Raw genomic sequence first — 22,730 nt, forward strand, 5'->3', positions numbered from 1 at the left:
TGGTACTATATGGTGGGTTATCCTGGTGAGACAACCCGATTGTCTGACAAAAGCGAAGAACGCCTCAGCTTTATCTCTTACCGGACATTCCACGCGTCCCCATTACCGTAGAACCTTTGCAAAAGCGAGATCGGGTGACAGCGATGGAAAACCCGTCAGGACTGCGGGATCATGGCCTGGAACAAGTAAGCCGGACGGTCCTGATAGTTCACGGAGCGTTCGGTATCCCTCCAGTACGTCGGCGTAATCGGCAAAAAGCGGAAAGACGTCGTCATGCTCCAGATAGCGTTGAAAATGGAGTGCGTCCGATGCGATGACGACGACTTCATCGCCATCGTCCAGCCTCACGACCTGAAGGCCTTTGGAATGACCGCCGACGAGATGGATGGTGAGTCCCTCCATAATCTCGCCGTTCCCGTCGTGGAAGCGCATTCTGCCGGAAAACGTCAGGCGGACCGCATCAACGACGGCGTCCACTGCGAAGGGACGCCGAAGACGATCATGGCACATGCATCGTCCTGTACCGTAGGCCATCTCCCGATCCTGCAAGTGGAACAGGGCTTTGGGGAAGTCCACAAGGTTTCCCGCGTGATCATAGTGGAGATGCGTGATAACGACGTCGGTAATGGACGATGCGGAAATCCCGAGCTGGCGAAGCGCCTCGACCGGATGGATCAACATGGTCCTCCCGCGCCTTTCAGCCTCCTGCGGGCTAAACCCGGTGTCAACCAGGATCAGACGTTCACCATGGCGGATCAACCAGACGAAATACTCGATCCTGCCCGGGGCGTCGTGGGGATCTCCTGCTTCCAGGCCGAGTTCGCTAACGGGCCGAACCGCAGTGCCGTAATGTATCGCCAGGACTTTCCAGTCGTTCAAATTCTCGCTCCTTCCGCAGGCTCAGGGAACCAGCAGATGCCGGATCACCTCGCCACGGTCTAACCGGTCGAAGGCCTCGTTGATTTCCTCAAGCGGGCCAGTGCTGGACAGCAGTCTCTCCACGGGCAACCTGCCTTTGAGGAACAGGTCGATATAACGGGGAATATCGCGCGAAGGCACGCAGGACCCCATGTAGCTGCCTTTGATGATGCGTTCTTCCCCGACAAGAGGAAGCGGCGAGATCTCGAATTTGGTGTTCACGTTCGCCAGACCCGCTGTGGCTGTCGTGCCGCCGCGCCGCGTAATGCCATAAGCGGTTTCGAACGCTTTGCTCGACCCTGCCATCTCGATGGCGTAGTCCACTCCCCCGCGTGTCGCTTCCTTGACCTCGCCGACCACATCCGGCGAGGTTGCCAGGAAGGTACGCGTCGCGCCCAGCGACCTAGCCAGCTCAAGCTTTTCCGGCATCAAATCGATGGCGACGATCTCGCTTGCTCCGCTGGCCACCGCTCCGAGGACCGCCGACAAGCCCACGCCCCCAAGGCCGATGACGGCGACCGACTGTCCCGGCTTCACGCCACACGTGTTTACGACCGCACCGACGCCTGTCATGACGGCGCATCCGAACAGGGCCGCCATCGTGACGTCCACATCTTTGGTGATCTTGACGACCGAGTGCGCCGACACGATCGCGTATTCCGAAAACGCCGATACGCCGCTGTGATGGTTGATATCGTAGCCGCGAAGACGGATATGCTTGCTACCGTTCAACAATGTCCCGGCGGCGTTTGCGCGATAGCCAGGCTCACAGAGGCTAGCGCGTCCTCCCGCGCAGTAATCGCAGTGTCCGCAGATCGGCAGGAACGACATCACGACGTGATCGCCAACCTTCACTGTATCGACACCGGGTCCGATTTCTTCGACGATGCCGGATGCTTCATGCCCCAACGCGACAGGCAGCGGGCGGGGCCGGTCGCCGTTTATCGCCGACAGGTCGGAGTGGCACACACCAGCGGCCTTGATTTTGACCAGGACCTCAAGATTGCCCGGAGGCGTCAGATCGACGGTCTCGACACTGAGAGGTCGCGAACTTGCATACGGCTTGGGAAGCCCTGACTCTCGGAGAATGACGGATTTCATCTGCATTGTCGTGTATTCCTATCTCGAGAGCATCTGCATGGCGGCGGGTACGTAGCGGAAGCCTTCCCGCTCCCGGGCGACGTTGCCGAGCCCGGGCCACGCAAAGTGATAGGACATCACTGGTATGCGGTCTGTCGCGAGCATATCCAGCACCCGGGTGCGCGAGCGCGCCGAGAGCTTGGGATCGGTGTCGTACTTGAACTCCATCCACGGGCGTTCCATCAGCAGGATATGATGATGGGTGAGATCGCCGAGGAAGCAGAGCCGATCGTTGTCAGACTGCATGAGGAAGCAAAAGTGGCCCAAGGTGTGGCCTGGAGCGTGCACCGCTTGCACGCCCGGCAGGAACTCCTGACCGTCCACGAAATGCGCTATCCGATCACGGTGTGGAAGAAGGTTTCTCCGGGCATTTTCCACCTGAGCCTTGAAACCGGCATCAAGCTTGCCTCCGTCGGTCCAGTCATCGAAGTCGCTTTCGCTTATGAAGATCTTCGCGTTCGGAAAATTAAGCTTGCCGTCCTGATCGCAAAGTCCGCCGGTGTGGTCGATGTGTGCGTGGGACAACACCACGGCATCGACTTCCAAGGGGTCGATGCCTGCCTCCTGCATGCTTTTCAGCAAGCGGCCGGTCGTCGGCCCGAAAATCTTCGACGTCCCCATCCCGGTGTCGAACAGGATGGTCTTTCCGTTAATTTTGACCAGCGGGATGTTCTGCTCGAGGGTTACCGACGAACTGGACAGGAAGTTCCTGTCGAGCATTTCCGTCACTGTGGCCGCGTCGACTCCGAGAAAATTCTCCCGCGGGTCGCCCAATTCCAACGGTCCGTCCGAAAGCACCGTTATTTCGCCGGTTCCGAACTTGAACGGATAGAAATAGGGCAACTTAGTCTGATGCGCTTGGTCATTGAGCACGCCGGATATCCTCCCAGATTGGCTGTACCATTTGACAGATTGTATGAAAATCTGTCAACAGAATATTGATGATAGTCTGTCGTCAGGAAACGATCGAAAGCATGTGACCCCTCGGCCTGCCGATGTTGAACTGTTCTATCTGCTGCATCAGTCGCTGGGTCTCCTTTGTGAGTTCCTGAGTGGCGGCGTGGGCTTGCTCGGCGATGGCAGCGTTTCGCTGGGTGCTGTCATCGATCTCGCCGACGGCCTGGTTCACTTCGATAAGCGAAGCCGCCTGGTCCCTGCTTGCCGCAGCGATAAGCTCAACCCTTTCGGAAATTCCGGCAACATTCGACGATATTGCAATGAGCACCCTGCCCGCCTCGTTCACCAATCGCGATCCCGAGGCGACTTCCTCGGTCGATCTTGCGATGAGTCCCTTGATTTCCTGGGCGGCTAGAGCCGACCGCTGGGCAAGTTCCCGGACTTCTTGGGCGACGACCGCGAAACCCTGCCCGGCTTCTCCTGCTCTCGCGGCCTCGACGCCGGCATTGAGTGCCAGGAGATTGGTCTGGAAAGCGATCTCGTCGATTACGCCGATGATTTGCGAAATGCGCCCGGAAGCCGCTTCTATTCGGCCCATAGCGTCGACCGCGTTCGTGACCACTGAAGCAGACGCATCCGCGGCCTGCTTGGTTTCCTTTACAAGCCGGGCTGCGGCCTGCGCCTGCTCTGTCGACGAATGCACCGTCGCGGTGAGTTGATGAACCGCAGCCGCTGTCTCCTCCAACGACGCGGCTTGGCGCTCGCTGCGGCGGGAGAGATCATCGGCGCCACTGCTGAGATTGTCTGCATTTTGCCGAATGAGCACGATGTTGCCGCGAAGTTCCGACATCGTCGCCTGCAAGCGCAGCAACGAATTGTTGAAGTCTTTTCGCAACTGTTCCAGCCGCCCGGAGAACGGTTGATCGATCGTGCTCGAAACATCACCGTTGGATAACCTCTCCAGCCCAGCGGCAAGACTGTCGACGGCGTCGCCGATCTGTTTGTCGATCTGGGCTTTCTCCGCCTCGTTGTGCCGACGTTCAGCTTCGGAAGCTGATCGTTGACGATCCGCGTCGTTCTCGATCTCGATTTTCCTTACGGCATTCTCCCTGAAGACACAGAGTGCCCGGGCCATTTCTCCGAGCTCATCAGCGCGCTCAGAACCGCCGATCTCTATGTCAAGGTCCCCTTCGGACAAACGCCGCATGTCGTCGGTCAACCGGACGACAGGTTTCTTGAAAGTCGCAATCATCCCGAAGCCAGCGAGAAGCGCGACGAGGACGCCTGCAAATATCGTGATGAGGGCAATGCCGTTCGCACGGGCCGTCTCTTCGATGGCCCTGGCACGCTGGGCGTCGGCAAACGTCGTGAGGTGGCCCCATATGGTGTTCAACTGGTCTGTCGTTTGCCTATATTGCGCACGCCTGACTTCCGAGATCTCGACGAGCTTCGCACTGTCCTGCGTCATACCCTCTACCGCCGGAGGGACCGTATTCTGGACTGCCTTGAAAAGGTCGAGATCGGAAGCGGCACTCCAGATGTCCAATATCTCCTTCTTCGTTCTGTCGAAGTTCTGGATGAGTTGCGCGCGGTTTTGTTCGGTAGGGTCGGCTATGAAGCGCGCAAGGTGTATCCTGATGAGATAGCTGGAGTCCGAAAGTCTTCGGCTGCCGTCCAAGGCGCTGCTGATCTTGGCCAAACGTTGGTCGAGACCTGCGAACTCGACGATTGCTTTCTTTGTTTGCTGGTTCGCCACCGCGTTAATCCCGACGGAGATTTCCTTGAACGCGGACATTGCGGTGTCGAGGCCTACGGCGTTGTCCGATGCGGCGCCCTGCGACAGAATTTCTGTTACGCTTTTCACCGCGCCGTCGACCGAGCTCGACAGTTTTGTAGCGTCCGACGGCAAGGAAGCCCGCAGATTTCGGGCGCTTCGACGCAACTCGCCCACTTTGCCGCGCAAATATTCGAGTTTCAGCTCGGTCGTTCCGGCGGATTGGTAGCCCGCGGCAAAATCAAGGAAGAAGGTTGCATAGCCTGTCACCCTGTCGGCATCGCGCAACATCGATTTGGCGGCGCCCTCGGACTGCTCGCCGGACTTCCTCAACTCGTCAGCTAGCCTGAGCATTTCATCCTGCGACCAAACCAGCGATTCAGAATGATTGGCGATCGAGGTTATCAGTTGCTCTTCGCTTTCATGGATGCTCCAGAGAGAGCCAAAATTGTCCACCACGTCCCGCATAATCGCGTTTGCCGACAGGAGGCCTTCGCTTTCCCCCGTAGCTCCGGCATTCGTCACTAAAGCTTGCAGATGCGATTGCTGGGCGAGCAGGTCAGCCTTCACGCGATCGCGCCTTTCTTCCGACGCCTCATCGAGAAACTCTCTCATCGAGGCGGAGACGTCACGGAAACCCGAGAGCACCTGCATCACCTGGCTCGAGGTTTCCAGGCGGCTTTGTAGGAGACCCGCGGCGTAGTGCCCCAAAAATCCCACCGCGCAAATGCTGATTATGAAAGGCAGTACGAAAATGATTACTTTTGTCTGTAGCCGGAAACGGGACAACAGCCTGTCCATCGTGGTCCATCCTTGTCCATAGGCGGTGAAGAAGCTTCATCAATCGGGATCCGCCTCCGATGGAGACATCGAATCATCAATGACGACACGAGGCTGCGCGACTGAGGATTGTCTGTCAACAGATTGTCTGATAGCATGTTCAGGTTTTCAAATTGTCTCGCGAACTTGCGGAGGAATAACTCCAGAACCGGCGCTGCCGCAGCCGGCACAACTTTCACCGCTGACATCGATCAAACCGCGATGTCCTTGTTTTCAGTGGAAAGCGGTGACGTCATCTCGGCCACGTGAAGGCTGCGAACATGTCGTCGTCGTGGTGACGGCGCCTTGGTGAACAAACGGGCCTTCCTTCTCATGGATGGACGGCTCCACGGATGACGCCGACCTCACCAGCTTTCCCAATATGCATATAGAGATGCCCGATCTGGGAACGGTAAGTGTTGAGATTGAGGAAGCAGAGAAGATGACTGATACGAGAGCATTGCTCGATAATATGACCTTGGCCGAGCAGGTCTCGCTACTTTCCGGCGATACGTTCTGGTCTTTACCGCCCATCGACCGCCTAGGGATAGGGAGATTGCGCTTGACGGACGGCCCCAACGGCGCCCGCGGGGCGGGGTCTTTTGTCGGGGGTGTGACTGCAGCGGCTTTCCCGGTAGGCATTGCCATCGGAGCGAGTTGGAACCCGGACCTAGCCAGGGAAATCGGCAGTGCGCTAGGTGACGAGGTTCTTTCCAAAGGGGCTCATGTCTCGTTGGCGCCGACCGTTAACATCCAGCGCAGCGTCACAAACGGCCGCAACTTTGAGTGTTTCTCTGAGGATCCGATACTGACGGCGGAACTTGCCGTCGGCTATATCGAAGGTCTGCAGTCCAAGAAAGTGGGTGCCACGATAAAACATTTCGCCGGCAACGAGTCCGAGATCGAACGTACAACCATCTCTTCAGATATCGATGAACGCACTCTGCGCGAAGTCTACCTAATACCCTTTGAGGCGGCGGTGAAGCGGGCAAAGGTCTGGGCCGTGATGTCTTCATATAACAAACTAAACGGTACTTACACGGCGGAAAGCCATTGGTTGTTGAACGAGGTACTACGCGGTGACTGGGGTTTTAACGGCGTGGTGATGTCGGACTGGTTCGGCTCGCGTTCGACCGCACCCACCGTGAATGCTGGGCTGGATCTGGAGATGCCGGGCCCGACCCGCGACCGCGGCTCCAAGCTTCTGGCGGCGATCGACGCGGGCGAGGTAAGTGTCGAGACCGTCCGCGCCTGTGTGCACAATATCCTGACCCTGATGGAACGCACCGGCGCAATCAACGATCATCGCGAGTTTAAGGAGTACGCCATTAATCGGCCGGAACATAGGGCACTCATCAGGCGCGCGGGAGCGGAAAGCGCAGTTCTGCTACAGAATGACGGCATCCTGCCATTGGCTCAGCAAGGTACGGTCGCCATCATTGGACCCAATGCCAAGATCGCGCAGGTTATGGGAGGCGGCTCGGCGCAGTTGAACCCCCACTATGTCGTCAGTCCGTGGCAGGGGCTGGCGGACGCCCTGGGTGAGGAGAACGTGTGCTACGCTCAGGGTTGCAGCAATTATCGGTTTCAGCCGCTGATCGAAAACCCGACAACCTTCGAATTTTTCCAAGAAAGGGAGCTTGCTGGCGAGCCCGTGAAGGTTATCGAGGAACCGTCGAGCCTCGGTGTATGGTTGCCCCCCGTGGCCGGGGGCCTAGTCGATCCGTATCGCTTTTCCGCCCGAATGCGCACCGTATTCACAGCCTTAGAAGCCGGCGTCTATCGCGTCGGCCTGACCTCGGCCGGGCTTGGTCGGGTCTATGTGGACGGCAGGCTTGTGGTGGACGCCTGGGCTTCCTGGACACGTGGTACCACATTCTTTGAAGAAGGCTGCGAGGAGGTCGTGGGCGAAATCACGCTCGAAGCCGGCCGTACATACGAGGTCGTCGCCGAGTACGCCCGGCACGATCACGTCAACCTCTATATCGCCGCAATTCGGGTAGGAATAGGCAGGTTTTCGGCCGAAGCGGAGATTGCCGAGGCAGCAGCCGTCGCCGCGAAGGCTGATCATGCGGTAGTCTTCGTGGGCAGAACGGGCGACTGGGATACCGAGGGCTCCGATCTCCGCGGCATTGCACTTCCTGGTCTGCAGGACCAGCTTGTTGAGGCGGTAATTGCGGCCAATCCGAACACGATTGTCGTCCTACAAACCGGTGGACCGGTGGAAATGCCCTGGCTTTCCGGTGCTCGTGCAGTACTGCAATGCTGGTATCCCGGTCAGGAAGCTGGCAACGCGATCGCCGATGTGCTCCTTGGCAAGGCCGAGCCCTCGGGCCGACTGGCACAGACTTTCCCCGTGCGCTGGGCTGACAATCCCACACATACCGAGGATGACGCGGTCTATCCAGGCAAGAATGGCCATGTGCGATATGACGAAGGTGTGTTCGTTGGATATCGGCACTACGATCGCCAGGACATTAAGCCACTGTTCCCCTTCGGTCATGGTCTCGGTTATTCAAGCTTTGCGATGTCAGACCTGACGGTGGGGCTGCCGGATCCTGCCGGCGCGGTGACAGTGACACTGGGATTGACCAACGTCAGCGAGCGGCCAGGTTCGGCAGTGGTGCAAATCTATGTGGGCGATGTTGAAGCATCTGTACCCAGACCGGTTAAAGAATTGAAGGCCTTCTCGAAAATCGGCCTGGAACCCGGTGAGAAACGAAGGCTCAGTTTCATTCTTGACGCCCGAACATTTGCCTTCTTCGACACGACCGAGCGGTGCTGGCGGATAGAGACGGGGGAATTTGCAGTTATGGTTGGGTTCTCGGCCACCGACATCCGTTTGAGTGGAACTGTCACGCAAAAGGGCGCTGTCTTAGCGCTCTAATCGTGCAGAGAATCAAAGACTACGTTTGGCGGTGGTTGAGTCCCAAAAAAAGAGCGCAGTGGCGGTGAAGCTCGGTGAATGAGTGAATGAATGGCTCAAGACGGGCGATATTGTCATCGACAGGAAGGATACCGACCTTCATAGGCGGCGAAGATGGCGTCGGAAGCGTTGGCGGACACGTTCGCGACAGCGTCGGTCCTACGCTTTTTTTTGATGCCTTTCGCAGTCTCTCGAACTGAGCTCACGCTAGCCGCGAGATCGGAATCCTCAATCATATCGAGGGCTGCCACATTCTCGTGCAGTTCGGCTCGACCGATCTCCTTCAGGACATATGTATCGAGCAGAAATTTCAAGCTTAGTCATCCAGCGCGCTAAGATCGGGAGCACCGATCCACCCGAGCGATATCGTATCCGCCGGTGCGAAGATTGCGGGCAGCAAAGGTGGATCTCGATCGCCCAACCCTGATCATTTCTGGCAATGAGAAATCTTGTTTTCGGACGCGGAGCCACGGACAGACGCCGTCGATCTGTGCCGAAACTTGAGCCTGCAGCCCTTTCCAGGTATCTATCGGTCGAGAGCGCAAAATTACAGGCACAGGATGCGGCGATGCTGAAAACCGACACCCGCCAAGCAAATTGGCGCCGTGCTAATCCAGCGAAATATGATGCTCATCTTGCTGTACAGCGAGCTGTAAAGGCAGGCGAGCTGGAAAAGCAAACATGTGAGGTCTGCGGGATTGAAATGGTCGACGCCCATCATGATCAATACGACGACCCTTTAAAGGTGCGCTGGTTATGCCGACGGCATCACACGAGGCTTCACCACTACGGCGAGGATATGTTTCCGATCAGGAATGGCCTTTAGGTGCGGTCCGCCGATCGCTCTTGATTTCAGTTGGCGTTCCCGCGAGACTTGATGTCTAGCAACGCGATGAAGGCGCACACTGCTTGTTGCGTAACTTCCGCCATGTGATGATTTCGTTCGACTGCCCTCCGGATAGGATTGACGCGAAGGTATTGCCCTCGCGCCCTTCTCTACCACTCAGTCCAACAGGCTAAGATGTAGTGGCTCAGGAAAATACTCGAAGCCCTCTCCCGCTATGCCAACGTGCCCGTAGCCCGGCCATGGGAAGTGGTAGGACATGAAGGGTATTCTATTGGAGGCCAGCATTTTCAGAATGCGCACACGCGATTGAGCCGACAGTTTGGGATCGGTATCGAACGCAAATTCCATCAAAGGCTTTTCGAACAGAAGCACAGGATGATGAGTGAGGTCGCCGCCATAGCACATTGTCTTTCCTGCTGATTCAATCATAAAGCAGCTATGGCCGAGTGTGTGTCCAGGAGCGCTAATGGCATGAATACCAGGAAGAAACTCTTGTTCGTCCTGGAAAAAAACCATGCGGTCCCGCACGGGTTTGAGGTTGTGGATCGCGGCTTTAACAAGACCGTTGAGATCGCCTCCAAGTTTTTTCTCGTCGGTCCAGAAATCGTAGTCGGTTTGGCTGATGTACACCTGGGCGTTTGGAAACGTTGGTTTCCCGTCGTCGCCCCAGATTCCGCCGACGTGGTCCCAATGAGCATGCGAACAGACGACAGCGTCAATATCTTCCAGCGCAATATTCGCGGCGGCCAAGCAAGACTTGAGACGGCCAGTCGTCGGGCCAAATTGCTTAAGCGATCCCATCCCCGTGTCGAACAAAATCAGCTTGCCACCGATGTTTACGACAGGTGCGTTCTGAGCGAGAACGATCTCATCCGTGGGCAGGAAGCTGTGGTTTAGCATGGATCTTATCTCGTCGGCCGGGACGCCGAGAAAGCTTTGTGTCGGGTCGCCGAGCGGAAGTGGGCCGTCTGATACGATGGTTACCTGGGCGTCCCCAATGGCAAATCGATAAAAGTCCGGAGCTTGTGCCCCGGAAACGGGGCTCGCCCTAGCGTGAGCCGCTATACTGTTCGCACCCAAAACGGCTCCACTCAAAGCAGCTCCCCCTGCCAATAGTAAGTTGCGGCGGTCGATCTCGAAACGTTCATTTCCCATTTCACTCCTCCCCATTTGTAAAAAAGCGTCTGCAGACCGCGCTTGTCTTGCGACGGATTTCGGCTTTGTCTGCATTGGAAAGGTATCAAGTGGCAGGTCTACGACAATTGAATTGCAAGTCCATTTCAATGAGCATCGCTCAACAAATGATCTCGCTCGGACCTGCGATTAATCAATCGAAACAAGCGGTTTCGGGGTACCGCGTTGCTCCGGCCATCAGATCTCGTTGGCTTACGGTGAGTTCGAAAGAACTCTTGGCTCCCTGACTGCGGGACGCGGCTCGCATCCGAGTATCGGCAAGATTATCGTGGATCGCCTTGGCTGCCTCTTTGTCATGTGAGTGGCTCTGCGTCAGGTCGCCAACTGTGTTCATTAAGCGGTAGGAGGATAGATGTTACCTCTTCCCTCGAAGAGCGCACCGCTCCTTGAGGAAGAAGCCACGGAAAACCGCGAGGACGTAACGATCTTCCGGTGGGCGCTACATTCCTTCCCGGGCATATTGCGGAGCCAGCAGCATGCTTCTGAAGCACGTTGCCAGCCCGGCATTCCGCCTTATCCGACATGGTTACGATCGTAGAATGGCCGACTTCTCTACCGGCCGCCTACGGTCGCACGTCATAGGAAGCCGATCGAGATCCAGGGCACCGCTGCGACGATCGCAAGCCCGAGAAGCAGGGCGATCATGTACCCCCACAGCGGCTTTATCCCTTCCACCGGGTTCACACGGCCGATTGCACAGGCGGCATAATAACCGACGCCGAACGGCGGGAGGAACAAGCCCACTCCCATGGCGAGAATGACCACGATCGAATAGTGCACGTCGTGGATCCCTAATCCCTTGGCGATCGGAAATACCAGAGGTGCGAACAGAACCACCGCGGGAATGCCTTCCAGCACGCTACCGAGCACAATGAACGCGACGATCGACACGATCATAAAGATCGGCGCTCCTCCGGGTAGACCCGCCATCGTCTGAACCAGCCCACGCGAAAAACCCGATTGAGTTAGGCACCAGGCCACAGCCGTTGCCGCCGCGATGATGAAAAGGATGGCTCCGGACAAGACCGCCGTTTCCACCAGCATCGGACCCACCCGCTTCCAGTCGAACCGGCGGTAAATGAGGAGGCCTGCCAGCAGCGAGTAGGCAATGCCGATTGTCGAGACTTCCGTGGCGGTAGCAACGCCTTCGACAACCGCTGTACGGATGATAAAAGGCAGGGCCAAAGCCGGAAGCGCAATCAGGAATGTGCGGAAGATCTCCCTGGCCGGCGGCTTGCGAAAACCCGACATGTCCTCGTTGCGATAGCGCCACCAGACGACAACGCAAAGCATCAATCCGCAGACGAACGCCGGCAAAAGACCGCCTATGAACAGGGCCGAAATCGATACGCTCGTAACCGATCCGATGGTGATCAATACGAGGCTCGGCGGGATCGTCTCCGTCTGCGCACCCGTAGCCGCAAGCAGGGCCACGAGATCACCGGGCTTTGATCCTCTCGCTTTCATCTCCGGGAACAGTGCCGGGGCGACAGCAGCCATGTCGGCGGTCTTCGAACCCGATATCCCAGACACCAGATACATTGCCGCGACGAGGACGTAACACAGGCCGCCTCTGACATGTCCGAGCAAGGACGCCAGGAAGTTCAGCATCGCTTTTGCCATGCCCGTAACCTCCATCAGCATACCCAGCAGCACGAACAGCGGGACCGCCAGCAGGAGAAGATGCGACATTCCCTCGTCAAGCCGACCCGCGATCACGCTTATCGGACGGCTCGTACCCAGAGCCACATAACTGATGGCAGCGAGAGCGAACACGAACGCGATTGGTACGCCGCTCAGCACACCTAGTGCGATGAAGACTACGAAGAAAAGCACGAGGTTCCAGTTGCCCATCGCCATGATCAACGGTTTCGCCGCAATCGCCAACCCTATCAAGCATGCGGCTACAAGGACTCCGATCAGGAAATCGCTCAGCCTGATGCGCTGAAGGGCATTGGTCACGCCAAGGATAAGCATCAGGCCAAGTCCGATCGGAAGACCAAACGAACGCCATGCGACCGAAACCTCCATCGCGGGAGTGACGACCGGAACTTCATGAAGAGCGTAGACCGTGGCCTTGGGTAGAAGAAGCACGCAGACCGAAAGGCAAAAGACAAGTGCAGCCACCTCCAGTCTTGCCTTTACGACGGGCGGCATCGCGTCCGCGATAACGCCCATCCTCATGTGCTGTCCGCGGTGAAAAGCGAGGACCGCGCCCACGATCGAAAGCCAGAGGAACAACATGGAGGCGAGCTCGTCCGACCAGATGAGCGGCTCGCCCCATGCATAGCGGGCGAAGACGCCCGCCGACAGCACGAGTACCTCGACGACAACAAGTGCTGCGGCGATCAATTCAATCAGGCGCACCACGCCCGCTTCAGCTTTGGCCAGGACTGGCCACGCGCCAATCACCGGGGGGCTGACATTTTCAGAAGTAGCCATGTCAACGCCTCAGATCAATTTGCCCGAGGTAGACTCCAGCAACGCCCATGCTTCCTCGCCGAAACGCCCCTTCCAATCGGAGTAGAACGACGAAGCCTGCAGCGTCGCGCGGAACTGGGCAGTATCGACGTCGATAAATTCAAGACCCTTGCTCGTCAGCTCTGCCTGGAGTTCGGAATTCAGCTTTTCGACATCAGCGCGTTGCACGAGAGCCGAGCGATTGATTTCGGTGACGACAATGTCACGCAAGTCCTCAGGCAACATCTCGAAGTTGTCCCGATTGGCGAGGATCCAGAAGCCGTCCCACATATGGTTGGTCCGGGAAAGATACTTTTGAACCTCGTACATTTTGGCAAAGTAAATGCCAGCGAGCGGGTTTTCGAGACCGTCAGCCACGTGAGTCTGAAGCGCGGAATAGGTTTCGCCCCATGGAATTGATGTCGGCGCGGCGCCGAGGGACTTGAAGAGCGATGTCCAGAGCGGCGCAGGAGGGACGCGGATCTTGAAGCCCTTGAGGTCCTCGGGCGACTTGATCGGTTTGCCGATCGAGGTGGTCTGCCGGAAGCCGTTGTCCCACATCTTCTCGAAGGCGATCAGGTTGACCTTCTCAAAAGCCGTCCGGATGCTCCGGCCGAGCTCGCCATCCACCGACTTCCAGACCTGAGCATAGTTGGGGTAGGCAAATCCTACGCCGGTGATGGCCGCGGGCGGAACGAGTGTCGCTGCGATGAGGCCTGTCTGCGCAAGAAGGTCCAGGCCACCCGATCGAAGCTGGCTGAGCATATCAGCATCGGTGCCGAGCTGGCTCGCGGGAAACACCTGAATACTCACGCGGCCGTCTGTTTGCTCGCTGATCTTGTTGGAAGCCTCGGTCATGCGGGTGTTGAGCGGATGATCAACGGGCATGATGTTGGCAAATTTAAACGAAAACTCTGGCGAGCTCGCGCGCATTGTGCGAGGTGCCGCAAGCGTGGCGGTCATCGCCACGGAACTCATAATAAGGGTACGGCGGTTCATTGTGATCATTGGTTCCTCCTCTAACCGTGTTGATCTATGTCGATGTTTTTAGGAGCCTCCAGCGCAGGCGCTCTCCTCGTAAGCGGTCCTCAGTTTCTCGCAGGTTGCTTAGACCTTGGTGTGACGTCGCTGAAGCCGGAAGCCTCCCACTGTGCGGCTGGACGTAAAATAGGCGCTTGCGCCAAACGTCCGCAAATGAATTGCCTCAGGCCAATGGTGAGTTGAACTCAGGCGAGTTCGGCGTGACCCGCGATGGAGACAAAGTTTTTCTAGGAGAACGCGCCAGGCAACATGAATCCAGATCACATGTTTTTTGGGCAAACTCTTTTGATGTGGAGGAAGCCGCTATGCTAACCGCTTTGCATGCGACCATGGCACTCCGGTGGGATGTGCCGACCTATGACGTGCCAGTATCTCGGAGGAGACCGGAATTGCACCAAGCTTTAGAAACAAAGCCGAGCCCGGCACGAGGACCGGGAAAACCGACAATCGGTTTTTTTGGTCTCGGCTCCATGGGATTGCCCATGGCGTCGCATCTCCTAAAAAGCGGCTTCAACGTCAAGGGGTTTGACATCTCGGAGAATGCTCTAAAAAGCTTCGCTGACAGTGGCGGGACTGCCTATCCAGACGCCACAGAAGCCGCCAGCGAGACCGACGTCTTGATGTTGATGGTGGTCAACATCGACCAGGCGCACCAAGCCCTCTTCGAACGGGGCGCCCTGGCAAATTCAACCAGGACCAGCATCGTCGTCCTGATGTCAACATGCCCTCCCGGCGAGGTTGAACAGCTCGCCGAGGCCGTGACTGCTCGCGGTCACCGGTTTCTGGATGCACCTGTTTCCGGCGGCGTCGCCGGAGCGCGTGACGCGTCGCTTTCCATTATGGTGGCTGGCGACAGGCAAACCTATGAAATGAGCCGCGATCTTCTCGACGTGCTCGGCTCCAAGATCTATTATCTCGGGGAGCGGCCTGGCCAGGCATCGGTTGCCAAAGCGGTCAACCAGTTGCTGTGCGGTGTACACTTGGCGGCAGCGGCTGAGGCGCTGTCGCTCGCCGAAAGGGCTGGGCTCGACACCTCAACGGTACTCGAGATCGTGTCCGGCTCGGCGGCTGCCAGCTGGATGCTCAACGATCGTGGCCAGCGTATGCTTCTGGAAGACCCAGAGGTAACGAGCGCGGTAGACATCTTTGTGAAAGATCTCGGTATCGTGCTTGCCGCTGGCTCCTCTGCCAGGGCCGCCCTGCCGCTCGCCTCCGTTGCGCATCAGTTCTTCCTTGCCGCGTCTGGCCAGGGGTCGGGCTCGGCAGATGACAGTCAGGTCATTCGTGCGTATCGGGGGATGACCGCGGGCCAGAAGGAGGCAAAGAAATGAGTGCCGAGATCAAAAGCAATTACGCGCGACTGTCCGGCATCACCATGCACTACCTGACCGCAGGATCCGGTAAGCCGCTGGTTCTCCTTCACGGGGTGCCGCAGAGTTCGCACGAATGGCGGCACGTGATCCCCTTCCTCGCCGACAAGTACGCGATCATCGCGCCGGACCTGCGGGGCCTCGGCGACACTTCCCGGCCCGCCGATGGGTACGACAAGAAGACGATTGCCGAAGACGTGTGGGAGCTTCTTTCTGAACATCTGAAGATCGATCGCTTCAATCTTGTGGGACACGACTGGGGCGGCCCGGTGGCGTTTGCCCTGGCCGCGCAGCACCGGGAGGCTGTTAGCAAGCTCGCGATCCTGGACGTTACCATTCCTGGCGATGGAGCGGACATGTCGCAAGGCGGCCGGCGTTGGCACCACCCCTTCTTCAGGACGCCGGATTTGCCGGAAGCGATGTTCGGCGGTCGCGAGCATATCTATCTGGAATGGTTGTTTGACAATTATGGCAGCCGGGCAAACGTGCTATCTCAGGAAGACAAGAATGAGTATTTCCGTACCTACCTAAAACCGGGTGGCCTACGCACACTTCTCGCCTATTATCGGGGCTTTCCAACCGACGTCAAAGACAACGAGTTATTCCTCGAGAGGGATGGCAAGCTCGAAATGCCGGTCCTCGCCCTGGGCGGAGACAGTGGTTTTGGCCGCGGCATGGAGACGATGGAATCAATGCAGCGGGTGGCGAGTGACGTTCGAGGCGGATTGATCCCGGGCTCGGGTCACTGGGTTGCGGAAGAAGCTCCCGAATTCATAGCGAACGAACTCCGGAAATTCTTTGGCTAAACCACTGCCTGACGTCGGGGATGCGCGTCTGATCCACCAGTCGCGCATCACCGACCCTGAGTGTGCATAACTCACCTCCCGCCGACGTCGATCTCACTCGCAGAAACCGTGTCGCCAGCCAGGGTCTCTTCGATCCAACGCTTGAACAGAGCGATCTTTGGTGTTCTTGCCCTGGACCTCAAGTACACGAGACTATGGCAATTGATGCTGGGGCCTTCCGGGCCAAACGGCGCAACGAGCCTCCCGCTTTTCAGATCTTGCCGGACGAGTATGAGGCTTTCCAGGCAAACGCCAAGTCCATCCGCGGCCGCATTGATGGACATGAAAGATCTATCGAAACGCAGTCCCCGATCCATGTTGAGCCTCACACCGTGGTCGTCGGCCCAATCCTGCCAGCGATAGAGGTTCACTTCGGAGTGGATGAGCGGAAATCTGGCGAGATCCTGCGGTGAGCGTATTCCGTTTGCGCCCTCGACCAACGATGGGGCGCACAGGACCATTATTGGCTCGGGTGGGAAGGGCTCGACGGCGATGCCAACCTCCACGGGCTGCGTTCCGTAGCGGATGTCTATATCGACGTTGCCGGTCCTGAGCTCGGCCGGGTCACCAGAAGCGTGCAGTCGAAGATCGATCTCCGGATAGCGGGCGCTAAACCGGGCCAGGCGAGGCATGAGCCACTGCGAAGCTAGACTGACGACCGAATGGATATTCAGAATGTCACTTTTGCCCTTCTTCGTGAAATTGCGCGTGGCGCTCTCGATCCTTCGAAACGAGGCGCTGATCTCTTCGGCGTAAGCCCTCCCCGCGTCAGTCAGTATGATTGAACGCCCGGAGCGATGAAATAAAGCAATTCCGAGCTCCGAATCCAGCGCGGCCATTTGATGGCTCACGGCCGAGGGGCTGATGCTCAGTTCCTCGGCGGCTTTTCCAAAAGATCCAAGACGTGCGACAGCTTCCAACACCTGTAGCGATCGCAGCGAAGGAAACTCCAACGCGCTCATCACCCCTCCTCCCGTTTATGCGTGCCTCGCCACCTTTCCCACTGGAGAGATTCAGTACGCTGGAGGACGCCCTTCATCTATATTCCATGAGGAAATTTAACGCAAATGATGCAGCTGTTGAGATGTATTCATGCATTGACCGACGGAATTCGCTTGTCCGGATGAAGCGTTTTTAACACTTTGCCCTTCGGAACGGACTTTGCGCCGTTCTTCTAAGGGAGGAATGCATGGCTGAACGGGTGATCTCCGTGTCCGGCGCGCCGTACGACGGGCATAGCAGAGAGGCCGCACTGGAGAGCGCGGCAACCCTCGGGTTCACGCATTTCGAGCCGGCCTTTATCGTTGGATATACAGAACCCTTTGACGAGACCGCCTTCAAACCTTCCGAGATGACCAGTTGGCGCAGCGCGCTTAGGTTTTCGGGGCTCTTGTGTCATGCAATGTCGTCGCACATCGACCTCGGTTTCGAAGATTCGGTCGAAGTGTTCACGGGCCGCATGGCATTCGCCGCGGCGATTGGAGCCAAGGTTATTGCGACCAACACGGCCGCCCGACAAAGAGAGGCAACATTCCGTCGCAACGTCGAAACCATACTGAGAAGAGCGGAAGCCTTCGATATCATCGTTGGCCTGGAAAACCCAGGAGACGGCAGCGATAGCCTGATCAACACCGCGCGAGACGGTATTTCTCTTGTTGAGGAATTCGGATCGCCCTTTCTAAAGCTAAATTACGACGCCGCAAACACAGCGTCACATCGACCGGACATGGACGATCTCGCAGGTGATGGAATCCTGGCGCTGCCGGAATCGGCGCACGCCCATATCAAGGATGTTCGTGAAACCGACGAAGGTTGGTTTTTCTGCGATATCGGCGACGGCAAGGTCGGGTGCGAGCGCCTCCTGGCTGCAATCGCAAAGCTCGACAGCCTCCCGGTCAGTATTGAACTTCCCTTGAGACTGCATCGCAATCGGCAGGCGCAGCCCGTTCGCCGCCGAGATCCCGTGCCGCTGTCATCGATCGAGGACTCGCTGGCTCGGTCGCTCAAGGTCGTCCGGCGAGCGCTCAACGACAATCAATGACCGTGTCTGGAGGAGGACGCAGTGCAACGTTTTGTAAACAACCGCGATGAGGTCGTGGAAGATACCATCAAGGGCTTTGTGAAGGCACACCGAGACATCGTGCGCCTCGCCGAAAACCAACGCGTGGTGACGGCGATTGACCGGCCCGCGCAAGGAAAAGTGGGTGTCGTAACTGGAGGTGGCTCCGGACACGAGCCTGCCTTCATTGGCTATATAGGCCGCAACATGCTTGACGCGGTCGCGGTCGGCGAGCTGTTTTCGTCGCCAACGGCCAAGAGCTTTCAGGATGCCATACGCGAAGCGAATGGTGGGAAAGGGGTCGTTGTCCTCTACGGAAATTATGCCGGAGACAACATGAACGTGAAGATGGCGATGAAGCTCGCCGCAAAGGACGGCATCGAGGTTGCCACGGTCGTTGCAACCGACGACGTATGCTCCGCCCCCGCGGAGGAGCAGGCGAAGCGCCGAGGCGTTGCCGGAGAGATCTTCATGTGGAAGGTGGGGGGAGCGAAAGCGTCGATGGGCGCCAGCCTATCCGAGGTTCGTGACGCAGCGCAGAAGGCCATCGACAATTGCCGCTCGGTCGGTGTCGGATTGGGGCCGTGCACTCTTCCAGCGGTCGGACATCCGAACTTCCAGATCGAGCCTGGCACCATTGAAGTCGGTATCGGCCATCACGGCGAGCCGGGCGTGCGAGTAGAAGCGCTCAAGAGCGCATCAGAGGTCGCCAAGGATATGTGCCAGATCGTGCTGGATGACCATGATCTCGGCTCGGGGACAGAAGTGGCCGTACTGGTATCTGGCCTTGGCGCGACACCGCTGAACGAACTTTACATTCTCTTCGACACAGTCGAGGAGGAAATCTCCGGCCGCGGCCTCAGGATCCACAAAGCGTATGTTGGTAACTACTTCACGTCTCTTGAGATGGTTGGAGCGACTTTGACGGTTATGGCGCTCGATGAAGAGCTAAAGTCGCTACTGGAGGTCGAGGTTCGCTGCGCGGCGACACTTTAAGGAGGGAACAATGCAAAAAATGAATAACGCGGCAGCCGGAGAAATCGTAGTCTCCATGGCAAGAGCGATCATCGACAACCGCGACTACCTCAGCGAGATCGACGGCAAGATTGGCGACGGCGATCACGGAATAAATATGGCGAAAGGTTTCGGTTTAGTGGCCGACCGGATACGCGGCAAGGAGCTATCGCTCGCAAAAGCGCTTGAGACCCTGGGAACAGTCCTGATGACCGAGATCGGCGGATCTATGGGTCCGCTTTACGGTGTGATGTTCACCGAGTTTGCCCAGCAGATCGATCAGGTCGACCAGATCGACAGCAAGTCGTTCAGCCGAATGCTGCATGCTGGCTTGACGGGTATTCAAGAAATTGGTTCGGCTAAAGTCGGCGACAAGACATTGCTTGACACGTTGGTGCCTGCTGTTGAAGCTTTTGACAAAGCGACATCAGAAGGAAAATCCTTCGACGAGGCATTGGAACTCCTCGTTGCGGCAGCCGAAAGTGGCCGCGATTCGACGGTGAACTTGATCGCACGGATCGGCCGAGCCAGCAGGCTGGGCGAACGATCGCTCGGCGTGCTGGATGCTGGTGCGACGTCTTGCGCGCTGATCCTCAAGGAGTTGTCTGAGGGAACCCGTGATAGGCTTCAATAGTGTCATCGCTTCTTGAGCGTGATCATACTGAGAACCGAAGTGATGCCGAGCTTAAGGGGAAGCCAATCCAGAGTGCCGCTCGGTTATTGATGTGAAACGCGCCGCGATAGAAATCCGGCAACACTCCTCCGTGTGCCGCCCGAGGGTGGACACCCGCTTTCGCGGCCATCCGGGAATCAAACTTAGCGGACAGATTGGGTCGGCGGCGAACTATGCATTCGGTCTCCGGGCACCATCGCTCTCGCTTGCAGGGTCGGGTTCCGCAAACCGCGAAAGGCACGACTCATCGCAACTTAGGCGGTGCCACGACTGAAGCTGACGCGACATTCGGTCACGCGGCGACGCAGAGTCCTTCGCTCAGCTAACACCTGACCCGCTAAATCGAAGACACGAGTAATCGGCCTGGGGGAGCGACGACCTGGCACGAAGCTCGAAAATCGTGCGTCAAACGGTGGCCCAAACGGAAGCAAGCCAATCCCGCTCTTTACCGATGGCGTCCTGGCCGGTTCCGGATCTTCCACGATCAACCCGCGAGGGGTCCGCTAGCAAGCTGCGGCCGCTTCCGCTTTGCGTCGCGGTGATCGCGCCCGGACCCGTGCCTTTGGAGGAGCCATCGAGCGGGAATTGGCCCGCTCCCGAAGGAGCCTCTCAAATGTCGCACGATCTCTCTCTCGCCCAGTCCCACGCCTTCCAGCTCTCCCGTGACCTGATGGTACCGGTCACCCTTTTCGAAGTTGACGGCGAATATGGCGTCATTCCTTCCGATGAGATCGACGCCGACGACGATCTGGCGATCGTGCATGAGTACATGCCTTGGCCGGCTCATTGAGCCGGCACCGCCGGGGCGTGCCCCTTGCGAGCGGCGGGCCGCAAGGGAAGCTTCGCCGCGGCCAATTTCAGCTTGCATGATCCGACAATTGCGCGCCGCGCCCTTGCGGCCTTTGCTCTTTGGGGCCTGCCGAAAGGGGTCGGGTGAACCGACGGGCAAGGAAGGGCTATGGAGGCCGATCGCCGGGCGATCGGAAGGAAAAATGAAGAGAAGAGAAATAGAAGCGTTGCGCGAGCAGGTCAGATGTGCGGCGGTGCTTGAGCATGCCGGGTTTGCAATAGACGCGAAGGAAAGCACACGGCGGGCAGTCAAATTCCGCCGCGGCGGCGAGATCGTCATCGTCACCTATGAAGGACGCGGATGGTTCGATCCACTGTCCGACGCGAAAGGCGATGTGTTCCGGCTCGTCGAGCATCTCGAACGGGTCGGCTTTCTCGAAGGCGCAGAACGGATCGCGGCTCTCATCGGGTTTCAGATCACGGAGCCGGAGTGGCAGCCGGCGAAACATGGCGAGAGATGCGACCTCTCTCTTCCCGATCGTTGGCAGTCCCGCCGGCGACCCTGGCCCGGTTCCTCGACATGTCGATACCTCAGTGGCGAGCGCCACGTGCCAACTTACGTGCTGCGAGCGACTATCAAAGGCGACCTACTGCGAGAAGGTCCGCAAGGCAGCATGTGGGCGGCGCACCGAGACCAGGCGGGGGCCTTGACCGGCTGGGAAGCGCGGGGTCCGCAATACCGGGGTTTTGCATCCGGAGGAACCAAGGTTCTTTTCCGTTTCGGTTCGGACAGCGCATCGCGCTTGGCCGTCACAGAAGCCGCGATCGATGCCATGAGCCTCGCGGCGATCGAGGGTTTGCGGGAGGGCACGCTTTATCTCAGCACCGGCGGCGGATGGTCGCCGGCCACGGAGGCAGCGTTGCGGGAGCTGGCCGCGAAAACTGGCGTCCAGATCATCGCGGCGACGGACGCCAATCCCCAGGGCGACATGTTTGCCGAACGGCTGCGGACGCTTGCCGACGATGCCGGCTGCGACTGGACACGGCTTCGGCCGCCGGAAGAGGACTGGAACGAAACCCTGAAGATCAGGGAAAAGGAAAAGAGGGAAAGGATGGAAGGAGGAGGCGTGCCGCATCCGCGCCGCCCGCGTCAAGGGAGGCTTCGCCCGGCGTAGCCGGCCCTTGACCCTGACGGTCGCGATGCCGGCGGCAGCCAAGGGGTCATGAAGGACTGAATAGGAAGGCACGGTCGAGAGGACAGTGCCGCGCTTCGGTCCGAAACCTCCGAAGGAGCTGTAGATGAACCCCTCTCCCGCAATCCGAAAAGTCTTCCAGGGTGTCGCAAGCCGACCGCAGATGTTCCGCATGTTCGACCGTCATCTCCAGCGGCCCAACCGCTGGGAAGCCGACGCAACGCCGCTCTATGCCGGCGAATGGTTCGAGATCGGCGAGGCCGAGCACGACTACATGTTCGAAATCCTGCCGCCGCTCTGGATCCGCGGTTCGATGTTTGCGATGCGCGAGTTCCTGACCGGCTCGGTGACATCGGTGTTCTTCGCACTCCGGATCGATGAGGCGATCCGCTATTTTCACGGCTATTGTGATCTTGCCGATCAAGCCTCCGTCGAGACCATGCGCGTCGCGATAATTGAGCGCGAAAGCCGCCCGGTTCGGTCCATGACGCGCGAGGAGCGTCTCGAGCATATCTGGAGCAGTACGGCGGACGACTATCGCGGCTATGCTGGCGAGCGCTGGCCAGAGGCTTCGCGCGGCAAACGCACCCTGATGATCTACGGCGGTAAAGGCGGCACTGTTCTGAAGCTGCTGGAAGACCTCAGCGAGGACGAGATCGCCGCCAAACTGCCGGTACAACTGCGCCACCTCCCCTCGCCGATCGCGGCTTGAGAGTTTCCGTTTGCATCCGTGCGCGAAGCGATCGCGCTCGGACCACGATAGCCGCGCAG

19 protein-coding genes are annotated in these 22,730 nt (G+C 58.3%); 10 read left to right on the plus strand and 9 right to left on the minus strand.

The features are described 5' to 3' along the window. Positions 1–102: 102 nt before the first annotated feature. The 4 genes from CO667_RS27030 to CO667_RS27045 all read right to left on the minus strand — a co-directional run bounded on the left by CO667_RS27030 (position 103) and on the right by CO667_RS27045 (position 5,530). A complete protein-coding gene (locus tag CO667_RS27030; RefSeq protein ID WP_064843771.1) occupies positions 103–879 on the minus strand; it encodes an N-acyl homoserine lactonase family protein in 777 nt (258 codons plus the stop codon). Positions 880–900: 21 nt separating this feature from the next. After that, a complete protein-coding gene (locus CO667_RS27035; RefSeq protein ID WP_064843773.1) occupies positions 901–2,025 on the minus strand; it encodes a zinc-dependent alcohol dehydrogenase family protein in 1,125 nt (374 codons plus the stop codon). A 12-nt stretch (positions 2,026–2,037) separates the two neighbouring features. Then, positions 2,038–2,931: an MBL fold metallo-hydrolase gene (locus CO667_RS27040; RefSeq protein WP_096771800.1), complete on the minus strand. Its 894-nt coding sequence runs from the start codon at positions 2,929–2,931 to the stop codon at positions 2,038–2,040. Between the two features lie 82 nt (positions 2,932–3,013). Next, a complete protein-coding gene (locus CO667_RS27045) occupies positions 3,014–5,530 on the minus strand; it encodes a methyl-accepting chemotaxis protein (protein WP_064843775.1) in 2,517 nt (838 codons plus the stop codon). Positions 5,531–5,990: 460 nt separating this feature from the next. Between CO667_RS27045 and CO667_RS27050 the strand changes: the two genes are divergently transcribed. Next, entirely contained in the window at positions 5,991–8,435 is a 2,445-nt protein-coding gene (locus CO667_RS27050) for a glycoside hydrolase family 3 C-terminal domain-containing protein (RefSeq protein ID WP_064843817.1), read from the plus strand. A 113-nt stretch (positions 8,436–8,548) separates the two neighbouring features. On the opposite strand, the gene CO667_RS27055 is transcribed toward CO667_RS27050, so the two are convergent. Then, positions 8,549–8,788 carry a hypothetical protein gene (locus CO667_RS27055; RefSeq protein ID WP_064843777.1) on the minus strand — a complete coding sequence of 80 codons (240 nt, stop codon included), beginning with the start codon at positions 8,786–8,788 and terminating at the stop codon, positions 8,549–8,551. Positions 8,789–9,042: 254 nt separating this feature from the next. On the opposite strand from CO667_RS27055, the gene CO667_RS27060 reads away from it, so the two are divergent. Further along, positions 9,043–9,300: a hypothetical protein gene (locus CO667_RS27060; RefSeq protein WP_081284274.1), complete on the plus strand. Its 258-nt coding sequence runs from the start codon at positions 9,043–9,045 to the stop codon at positions 9,298–9,300. Positions 9,301–9,477: 177 nt separating this feature from the next. Here CO667_RS27060 and CO667_RS27065 read toward each other — a convergent pair whose 3' ends face one another. The 3 genes from CO667_RS27065 to CO667_RS27080 all read right to left on the minus strand — a co-directional run bounded on the left by CO667_RS27065 (position 9,478) and on the right by CO667_RS27080 (position 13,983). Further along, the gene (locus CO667_RS27065; protein WP_088395910.1) at positions 9,478–10,476 is read right to left on the minus strand and encodes an MBL fold metallo-hydrolase; all 999 of its coding nucleotides are present in this window, start codon (positions 10,474–10,476) and stop codon (positions 9,478–9,480) included. Positions 10,477–11,091: 615 nt separating this feature from the next. Beyond that, positions 11,092–12,957, minus strand: a complete 1,866-nt coding sequence (locus CO667_RS27075) for a TRAP transporter large permease subunit (RefSeq protein ID WP_064843783.1) — start codon at positions 12,955–12,957, stop codon at positions 11,092–11,094. A 9-nt stretch (positions 12,958–12,966) separates the two neighbouring features. Further along, positions 12,967–13,983: a TRAP transporter substrate-binding protein gene (locus CO667_RS27080; protein ID WP_081284275.1), complete on the minus strand. Its 1,017-nt coding sequence runs from the start codon at positions 13,981–13,983 to the stop codon at positions 12,967–12,969. A 395-nt stretch (positions 13,984–14,378) separates the two neighbouring features. On the opposite strand from CO667_RS27080, the gene CO667_RS27085 reads away from it, so the two are divergent. Continuing rightward, positions 14,379–15,347, plus strand: a complete 969-nt coding sequence (locus tag CO667_RS27085; protein WP_081284278.1) for an NAD(P)-dependent oxidoreductase — start codon at positions 14,379–14,381, stop codon at positions 15,345–15,347. Next, complete coding sequence (locus CO667_RS27090; RefSeq protein WP_064843786.1) at positions 15,344–16,192, plus strand: alpha/beta fold hydrolase; 849 nt, start codon at positions 15,344–15,346, stop codon at positions 16,190–16,192. Before CO667_RS27085 ends, CO667_RS27090 begins: the two co-directional genes overlap by 4 nt. A gap of 71 nt (positions 16,193–16,263) precedes the next feature. On the opposite strand, the gene CO667_RS27095 is transcribed toward CO667_RS27090, so the two are convergent. Beyond that, the gene (locus tag CO667_RS27095; RefSeq protein WP_064843788.1) at positions 16,264–17,193 is read right to left on the minus strand and encodes a LysR substrate-binding domain-containing protein; all 930 of its coding nucleotides are present in this window, start codon (positions 17,191–17,193) and stop codon (positions 16,264–16,266) included. A 227-nt stretch (positions 17,194–17,420) separates the two neighbouring features. Between CO667_RS27095 and CO667_RS27100 the strand changes: the two genes are divergently transcribed. The 6 genes from CO667_RS27100 to CO667_RS27120 all read left to right on the plus strand — a co-directional run bounded on the left by CO667_RS27100 (position 17,421) and on the right by CO667_RS27120 (position 22,671). Then, positions 17,421–18,272, plus strand: coding sequence for a TIM barrel protein (locus CO667_RS27100; RefSeq protein ID WP_064843790.1), 852 nt, complete (start codon positions 17,421–17,423; stop codon positions 18,270–18,272). 21 nt (positions 18,273–18,293) lie between these two features. Then, positions 18,294–19,286 carry a dihydroxyacetone kinase subunit DhaK gene (locus CO667_RS27105; protein WP_040114043.1) on the plus strand — a complete coding sequence of 331 codons (993 nt, stop codon included), beginning with the start codon at positions 18,294–18,296 and terminating at the stop codon, positions 19,284–19,286. A 10-nt stretch (positions 19,287–19,296) separates the two neighbouring features. Next, positions 19,297–19,938 carry a dihydroxyacetone kinase subunit DhaL gene (gene dhaL, locus CO667_RS27110; RefSeq protein WP_096771801.1) on the plus strand — a complete coding sequence of 214 codons (642 nt, stop codon included), beginning with the start codon at positions 19,297–19,299 and terminating at the stop codon, positions 19,936–19,938. Positions 19,939–20,590: 652 nt separating this feature from the next. Beyond that, positions 20,591–20,767 (plus strand): hypothetical protein, encoded by a 177-nt coding sequence (locus CO667_RS35495; RefSeq protein ID WP_170961508.1) that lies wholly within the window; start codon positions 20,591–20,593, stop codon positions 20,765–20,767. A 202-nt stretch (positions 20,768–20,969) separates the two neighbouring features. Continuing rightward, complete coding sequence (locus CO667_RS27115; protein ID WP_096771802.1) at positions 20,970–21,941, plus strand: DUF3991 and toprim domain-containing protein; 972 nt, start codon at positions 20,970–20,972, stop codon at positions 21,939–21,941. Between the two features lie 124 nt (positions 21,942–22,065). Further along, entirely contained in the window at positions 22,066–22,671 is a 606-nt protein-coding gene (locus tag CO667_RS27120; protein WP_064843796.1) for a DUF1419 domain-containing protein, read from the plus strand. Positions 22,672–22,730 lie beyond the last annotated feature (59 nt).

Origin of the sequence: Rhizobium sp. L43, assembly GCF_002531725.1 — a bacterium.
Taxonomy (GTDB): domain Bacteria; phylum Pseudomonadota; class Alphaproteobacteria; order Rhizobiales; family Rhizobiaceae; genus Rhizobium.

What these genes read in the sequence shown, in the direction of transcription:
- CO667_RS27035 (WP_064843773.1), bottom strand. Translation starts at nt 2,025, where the DNA reads ATGCAGATGAAATCCGTCATTCTCCGAGAGTCAGGGCTTCCCAAGCCG.
- CO667_RS27045 (WP_064843775.1), bottom strand. Translation starts at nt 5,530, where the DNA reads ATGGACAGGCTGTTGTCCCGTTTCCGGCTACAGACAAAAGTAATCATT.
- CO667_RS27050 (WP_064843817.1), top strand. Translation starts at nt 5,991, where the DNA reads ATGACTGATACGAGAGCATTGCTCGATAATATGACCTTGGCCGAGCAG.
- CO667_RS27060 (WP_081284274.1), top strand. Translation starts at nt 9,043, where the DNA reads ATGCTGAAAACCGACACCCGCCAAGCAAATTGGCGCCGTGCTAATCCA.
- CO667_RS27065 (WP_088395910.1), bottom strand. Translation starts at nt 10,476, where the DNA reads ATGGGAAATGAACGTTTCGAGATCGACCGCCGCAACTTACTATTGGCA.
- CO667_RS27075 (WP_064843783.1), bottom strand. Translation starts at nt 12,957, where the DNA reads ATGGCTACTTCTGAAAATGTCAGCCCCCCGGTGATTGGCGCGTGGCCA.
- CO667_RS27080 (WP_081284275.1), bottom strand. Translation starts at nt 13,983, where the DNA reads ATGATCACAATGAACCGCCGTACCCTTATTATGAGTTCCGTGGCGATG.
- CO667_RS27090 (WP_064843786.1), top strand. Translation starts at nt 15,344, where the DNA reads ATGAGTGCCGAGATCAAAAGCAATTACGCGCGACTGTCCGGCATCACC.
- CO667_RS27095 (WP_064843788.1), bottom strand. Translation starts at nt 17,193, where the DNA reads ATGAGCGCGTTGGAGTTTCCTTCGCTGCGATCGCTACAGGTGTTGGAA.
- CO667_RS27100 (WP_064843790.1), top strand. Translation starts at nt 17,421, where the DNA reads ATGGCTGAACGGGTGATCTCCGTGTCCGGCGCGCCGTACGACGGGCAT.
- dhaL (WP_096771801.1), top strand. Translation starts at nt 19,297, where the DNA reads ATGCAAAAAATGAATAACGCGGCAGCCGGAGAAATCGTAGTCTCCATG.
- CO667_RS35495 (WP_170961508.1), top strand. Translation starts at nt 20,591, where the DNA reads ATGTCGCACGATCTCTCTCTCGCCCAGTCCCACGCCTTCCAGCTCTCC.
- CO667_RS27115 (WP_096771802.1), top strand. Translation starts at nt 20,970, where the DNA reads ATGAAGAGAAGAGAAATAGAAGCGTTGCGCGAGCAGGTCAGATGTGCG.
- CO667_RS27120 (WP_064843796.1), top strand. Translation starts at nt 22,066, where the DNA reads ATGAACCCCTCTCCCGCAATCCGAAAAGTCTTCCAGGGTGTCGCAAGC.